A 6,384-nucleotide genomic window follows, 5' to 3' on the forward strand; every position below is an offset into this window, starting at 1 on the left:
GTAGTAACTAAAGGTGTATGCATACTGATTACATCACAGGCCAGTACGTCTTCAAGGGTAGTGAGATCAGGATTTTGTGCAAGTGTCAGGTTGGGGTCATAGCAGCGCACATCAACGCCTTGCGCTTTTAGCCGCCTACAGAGCAAACCGCCCACATTGCCACAACCGATAATGCCGAATTTTACCGGTAGCCAATTGATATCGAGATGGCAAAGCGCTGCATAAACAAACTCAACCACTGAATTGGCATTGCAGCCGGGGGCGCTCGACCAGCAAATCCCGTTTGCATCCAAATAGGACTGATCCAAATGATCTACGCCAATAGTGCAGGTTCCCACAAATTTAACCTTGCTCCCATCAAGCAGCGCAGAGTTTACTTTAGTCACTGAGCGCACAATCAAGGCATCTGCATCGCGAACATCAGCTGCCGTCATAGTGCGCCCCGGTAAACAAACCACTTCACCCAGATGACCCAAAAAAGCATTCACCAGCGGGATGTTTTCATCCGCAACTATTCTCATAACAGCTCGCTTAGATTCGAAAAATGGCTTCTATAGACTCAATCTGGGGCAAAACCGAGCGCCAGATAAACCCATGGAATAAAAAAGTTGCCCATAGCAGTTGTGCTTTGGGGATTTAGCATATACTTTATATAGTGATGGTGACGTTAAAACCATCGTTCGGCACCTGATTTTCAAATCAGGCTCTGCCTCACTTTAGGGGGTGGTATTATGAAGATCTCGGACACTGGCCACAACATGGATAATGTGGTTGATCTCTTCACCAGGAAAACCTATTCGGCCCTTCACGATGAGCGTTTTATCCGTCTGGCTCCTGAATTGGACGGATTGGAAATGCTCTACTCCAACGATACCAGCTCCGAAAAACTCTACAGCCTTAAAATCCTTTGCTGGGGCCTGCGCGCTAATGGCGAAGTTGTCGGCTTGGTGCCATGGCTCAATGACATAGTTCCATGCCCTGACCTGTGTGACCCCTTAAATGGCCATTGGGAAGGATATTATGATCCGGGCATTGACGAGCTTTTCTTCGAGGCGCCCATGCACAAGATCATTGAGCTGGAAACCGCAGCGGAGTATTACGAAGTTCAGTGCGACAGTGGTGATGATGTAATCCAGGAACTACCCGATACTATCGGTACGCATGCCGTATTGGCCGTGCCGGATAGCAAGCGTTTATCATTGGTAGAAGTCGTGAGTTGGAGCCTGCATTTTGATGGCAGTGTTTACGCCATGATCAGCGATCCAGCCAAAGTAGTTAGCACACCGGTGTTGCCGGGTGATGATTCTTTGTATGAAGCTCAAGCCAGCGAATCTTTCCGCTACTTCTTCCAACACCAGATTGCCAACAAAATTAAAGCAGAAGATCCTGAAGCTATGGCGGCAATTTCCATGCTGGTTGATGGAATACAGTAGTTTTCACTTTCCTGCACCTTTGTCAATAACGCCGCTATTGCGGCGTTATTCTTTTTGTGTCCTGGAAGATATAACTAAAAATCCGTAAAAAACAATTTTTAGTTTTTACGAATATAAAAAAAATACTGGTTTTCCGTTTCTTTTTGCTCGATCAAATCGTGACCAAGAAATAAACAAAATTTGGGAATATCGCGCAGCGTAGATGGATCGGTTGCAATCACCTCAACAACATTACCCGTTGCAGCTTCACGCATTACTTTGTGCAACATCATCACCGGCTCAGGGCAAAGCAAACCTGAAGCATCCAAACTTTTATCAATTGTGTAATTCATAGTTTTAAATCGTCTATAAACTTTTCGGCAAATAGCCAAGCGATTGCTATCATTAGGTCAACGGAAAAACATTCAGGAAAAGAGTTAACTACCGAGGAACCTGGTTCGATGTCTCGGATATCTATAAGCGATTATATGCCCACCGATTTTTTTAGTCGCCAAGCGTTGGAGCTAACGTTTCGTCTTTTGCGAACCAATCATCCATTGCTGGCACATGCAGTAAAACAAACTATCGATAATACTGCCACTGTATCGTACGAAGATTTACAGTCTGCCTACACAGGTGAAATGCTACTTAACTCCGAAGTATTGGCTTCGTTAAAAGCCCACACCATTGGAAAAATTGTTTCTGTATTAACAGAAATTGGCGAAGAAGCACTCAAACAAAATGATTTACCTCCAAGCCATATGACACTGATGCGCACCTTGATTGAAGACTGGGTACAACTCACAGAATGGGTGCTTGCACATACTGCGGCAGACCAAAACGATCGCACGTCATACCATTAATTTCGGAGAATTACTGCGCGCTTAAGAAACGCGCAAATGACCAGTTACCTCTTCTCTATCGTGATACAGTTGCTTGAATTGGATTTCAACTTTAAAACCCACTTTTTCCAATCCAGTACGAATACGCTCTTCACATTTTTTCACTTCAAGATAGCGCTGTTTCATAGGTAATTTCAAATTAAATACTGCTTCACGACAATTCGCCTTCGTGAACCAACTGATTACCATACTCGTCACGCGCGCAGGTTTATCAACAATATCGCACACCAACCAATGCACTGGTTTTTTCGGCTCGTACAAAAAGCCATCCGTTAAAATATGCAAGACCTGCCCTGTCTCTAATAAATTTTTATCCATCGGACCATTATCAACCGCCTCTACATACATACCGCGCTGCACCAGCTGCCAAGTCCAACCACCCGGTGCCGCCCCCAAGTCAACAGCACGCATGCCTGAGGCAAGACGCGCATCCCAATCTTCAGCAGGAATAAAGTGATGCCAAGCCTCTTCCAATTTTAAGGTTGCACGGCTAGGCGCCTCCTTAGGTAAGCGCAAACGTGCGATACCCATTGGCCAGGGTGATGAGTTGTACGCAGGAATGAAGCCTAGATAAGCCTGTGTACCGGAGATAAAAACCAGATGCAAACGCATGTGGCTACTGGGCTGAAATAACTTGTTGGCCTTTAATGCTTTCTCAAACGGCGCCGTAAATTTTTTACTTAAACCGGAAAGTTCTTTACCCTCATTCGTATCGACCGTCTCAATCACTAACTCACTAGTCCGCGGCAATGCTTCTGCGGCAGCAAGCAGAGGGGTAACTCGATCAACCACTGGCAAATCATCAATCAAACCTGCACTTACAAACCACTGACGCGCAAAAATCAGTTTAGTAAAGCGCAGCTGCTTGGTGATTAAATCTGCTCCAGTCGGCTCATGGGTAATAAATACCACGTAGGCACTACCATCTTTGGTTTTACTGTAACCATAGATACCCAACTCACCAGCCAAGTCTGTAATTTCTGCCGCACATTCTTTTTCAAAACCCGCACGACAATGTAAAAATAAATGATTCACAATTTTCCCGTTACGCGAATACGCGTTCAAATATAACGAAGCCCTATTGCTCCATAAGTTCAGCATCACGGCGCGACAAAATACTCACCGTTTCCGTAGCGGTATCAAACACCACTACAATATCGCGACGCTTTAATTGCTGTTTAATTTGTTCAACTTTAGTACTGAGTGATATCTCTTCAATGCCATAATCGGTTCCCTCACGTGTAATAAATTCTTCAATTAATCCTTGTAATGCATCGCTCGATAATTGTTCATAAGGAATAATCATTTATGTCTCTTTCTATCAGTTTTGTGAGGCGACCCCGTTGATACACCAGCTGACTTGTTCAACCGCGGCAAGCGGAGTACTCTTCACTTATCAATCCTCTTTAACTGTTCCATCCAAACAATAAGGAATCACCGTGAATACACAATTGGTTTTAACTGTCCTCTGCGATGATCGCCCCGGTGTCGTTGAACAACTCGCCCAAACCATCAGCGAGCACCATGGCAACTGGCTGGAAAGCCGCATGGCGCAACTCGCAGGTAAATTTGCTGGAATCCTTCAGATCGCGGTGGCGGATACCCACCAGAACGAATTACGTACAGCCTTGGGTGGATTAGCTGATAAGGGCTTTAAGATCGTCATTGAAAACGCGGTTAATGCTACAACACCGGACTGCCGCGAGTTCAGCTTCAGCGTTGTAGGCAATGACAGACCCGGCATTGGGCGGGAAATCGCCCAAGCTTTTGCCGCCCGCCATATTAACATGGGCGAGCTGGAAACGGCGTGTTCAAGCATGCCATGGTCGGGAGAGCCTCTATTTGAGGCAACGGGAATCATTGAAGTCCCCAAGTCGGTAGATATGAATGAGCTCTACGACTACCTGGATAAGATTGCCGATGAGCTGGCGGTAGATATCCGATTAGAGTCATCAACCGAGCGCAATAGTTAGATATGCGCCACCACTAATAATAAGGGCCACACTTGTGGCCCCTATTCATTGCATTCTTACCATTGTTATCCATCAGTGCTTTCGCTTTTTCAGCTCCTCATCAAATTTTTCCAATTCAATGTTGATTGCCGTAGTGGAAATATTGACCTCGTAAAATGAAAACAACAATGAGATCACCAACAAAATCAGACTAACAGCGAACAAATACATTCCCGCCGAAAGAAAAGACAGCAACAGCGAAAACATCGACAACGTACAGAACACAAACGACAATACCCCAAACGCCTGCATCAACCGGATTACCGTCATACGGATACGCAAATTTTCAATTTGGCGAATTACAATATCGCGACTAGGTGCATTTTCCAAATTGCTTAACTGGCGGATCACATTCGCGAGAGTCACAAAACGATTTGTATAGGCCAGCATCAATAATGAAATTGCAGGAAATAATAAACTTGGAGTAGTGATGGTCATTTCCATAAATACATTGCCATTTCGATTAAAATCTTTCACGCCAGTAAATTACGCGGTCGTGGCCGCGATAGCTGCCAAAGGTATAACGCGCAGGGGGCAGTGCTGAATCAGAAAAGCTACCATCCTGATTCCAATCAAACCTCAGCCAAGGATAGCTCGTAAGATCAACATTGACATTAAAGCTTCCTGTACCACCTCCAGTTGGCGCACCGAAAGAGTGAGTGGCCGTTCCGTTGGCGAAGGCAACTTCAGTAGCCGTCATTTGACCGTAGGCACCGGTAGTGCTTCCCCCTGATAATCCTACGGTTAAATTCGCAGGAGTTAAAATATTTCCTGAAGGATACGTAATCACACTGCGTAAAATTGTTGTGCAACTGTCATTCATATTTGGTGCAAAAAAACTACCCGTCCAAAATTCTGTAGCAAAATTAACAGGGAGAATCGCTGTTTCCGGACCAAATGCACCATCCAGCCGTAAGCGACCATACCGCATATTTAACATAGAACCCAAATTAATTGCCGTACAACCTAACCCACTGCATACCCCCGTAGTAGATGCATTCATATTCAACCCCTGCAAACTACGAGAATCGAACGTATCGCTCAATTGCAAACCAATTTGTAAATTCTCAAATGGACCATCGGGAATTTGATTAGGTAAAAGGCGATTAAAACTTGCTGCAGCTGAATTAAGTAATAATTCACCCGCAGACCAAGTAAGAGCAGCACCAGCAGTGAAGCGTGGCAAGTTAACTCCCGAATTTGCGTTTTCTGCTACATAATTAATAGTAGGCATCGTGCCATACGCCGGTATGTAATTAGCCAGTTTATTATTTCCAACTCCCCTTGCCTCTATTGAATAACTCAAACTTAACGGTTGTTGCATATAGGAAAATGCACCACAACTATTAGTAAGCGTAGAGTTTGTTAATACAAAATGATTGGGATAAAAACGCCCCACAATTCCACTCGGAGAAATCACACTCACATTGCCCTGTCCCAAGTAACCCGTACCTGAGAGGCTGGGCTCTAATCTGAAACTCCCCACTTCATTCCATATCCTTGGAATTGTTGCACCTGCGGACAGTGCGCCAAAAGGAAAAGGGACATCAACAATATTATCGCCATTAAGATCATCACCAATAATAAGTTCACCAGAAACACCACCAGTAGGGTAGTCTGGTTTTCTGACGGCACACGCCGGATCACTGACATCATCCCGCTCTGGGCATCCCATATTCAATTGAATTTTATTGCGTTCTGAAGTGGTTATTTCATTCCCAAAATTCGGTGTAATTGCTCCTACTGCATTACGTGATTGCACATTCACCGTAAATTTTTCCCCCGCAGGAATAAAACCTAGCGCGGGATTACTGGTACCCGCTGGATTAGATTTAAATGGCGATGCCGCCTGGGCAACCGCTGATACAGCTAATGTGTAAGGTTTAACCACAAATGGGTTGCTACTTGCTGATATTGTTAACTCCGGATTATTTCCAGATGCGTCAATTTTTAATCGACCATGCAATGTAACCTGACCAACATCAGAATAATTAATTGTCATGGGCGCTTCGCCATTCGCATTGAACGTCAAATTCACATTGTTGTAGGTAACTGCAG

At 44.7% G+C, this 6,384-nt stretch carries 9 protein-coding genes; 3 read left to right on the forward strand and 6 right to left on the reverse strand.

The genetic code is table 11. The annotated features are described in order from the left end of the window. A partial coding sequence (locus tag ACWA6V_RS11945) for an NAD(P)-dependent oxidoreductase (RefSeq protein ID WP_449522699.1) occupies nt 1–521 on the reverse strand: 521 nt, incomplete at its 3' end. 210 nt (nt 522–731) lie between these two features. Between ACWA6V_RS11945 and ACWA6V_RS11950 the strand changes: the two genes are divergently transcribed. Further along, entirely contained in the window at nt 732–1,433 is a 702-nt protein-coding gene (locus ACWA6V_RS11950; protein ID WP_331350869.1) for a hypothetical protein, read from the forward strand. Between the two features lie 98 nt (nt 1,434–1,531). Here ACWA6V_RS11950 and tusA read toward each other — a convergent pair whose 3' ends face one another. Next, a complete protein-coding gene (tusA, locus tag ACWA6V_RS11955) occupies nt 1,532–1,765 on the reverse strand; it encodes a sulfurtransferase TusA (protein ID WP_449522700.1) in 234 nt (77 codons plus the stop codon). A 135-nt stretch (nt 1,766–1,900) separates the two neighbouring features. On the opposite strand from tusA, the gene ACWA6V_RS11960 reads away from it, so the two are divergent. Then, a complete protein-coding gene (locus ACWA6V_RS11960) occupies nt 1,901–2,275 on the forward strand; it encodes a hypothetical protein (RefSeq protein WP_449522701.1) in 375 nt (124 codons plus the stop codon). A gap of 21 nt (nt 2,276–2,296) precedes the next feature. Here ACWA6V_RS11960 and rlmM read toward each other — a convergent pair whose 3' ends face one another. After that, nucleotides 2,297–3,349 carry a 23S rRNA (cytidine(2498)-2'-O)-methyltransferase RlmM gene (gene rlmM, locus ACWA6V_RS11965; RefSeq protein ID WP_449522702.1) on the reverse strand — a complete coding sequence of 351 codons (1,053 nt, stop codon included), beginning with the start codon at nt 3,347–3,349 and terminating at the stop codon, nt 2,297–2,299. A 43-nt stretch (nt 3,350–3,392) separates the two neighbouring features. Beyond that, complete coding sequence (locus tag ACWA6V_RS11970; protein WP_449522703.1) at nt 3,393–3,620, reverse strand: YheU family protein; 228 nt, start codon at nt 3,618–3,620, stop codon at nt 3,393–3,395. A gap of 133 nt (nt 3,621–3,753) precedes the next feature. Between ACWA6V_RS11970 and ACWA6V_RS11975 the strand changes: the two genes are divergently transcribed. Further along, nucleotides 3,754–4,287: a glycine cleavage system protein R gene (locus ACWA6V_RS11975; protein ID WP_449522704.1), complete on the forward strand. Its 534-nt coding sequence runs from the start codon at nt 3,754–3,756 to the stop codon at nt 4,285–4,287. 72 nt (nt 4,288–4,359) lie between these two features. On the opposite strand, the gene ACWA6V_RS11980 is transcribed toward ACWA6V_RS11975, so the two are convergent. Next, nucleotides 4,360–4,770, reverse strand: coding sequence for a DUF2721 domain-containing protein (locus ACWA6V_RS11980; RefSeq protein WP_310072245.1), 411 nt, complete (start codon nt 4,768–4,770; stop codon nt 4,360–4,362). Nucleotides 4,771–4,789: 19 nt separating this feature from the next. Continuing rightward, nucleotides 4,790–6,384, reverse strand: a 1,595-nt coding sequence (locus ACWA6V_RS11985) for a DUF6701 domain-containing protein (protein WP_449522705.1), incomplete at its 5' end; no start/stop codon positions are given.

It is taken from the genome of Cellvibrio sp. (assembly GCF_053579595.1).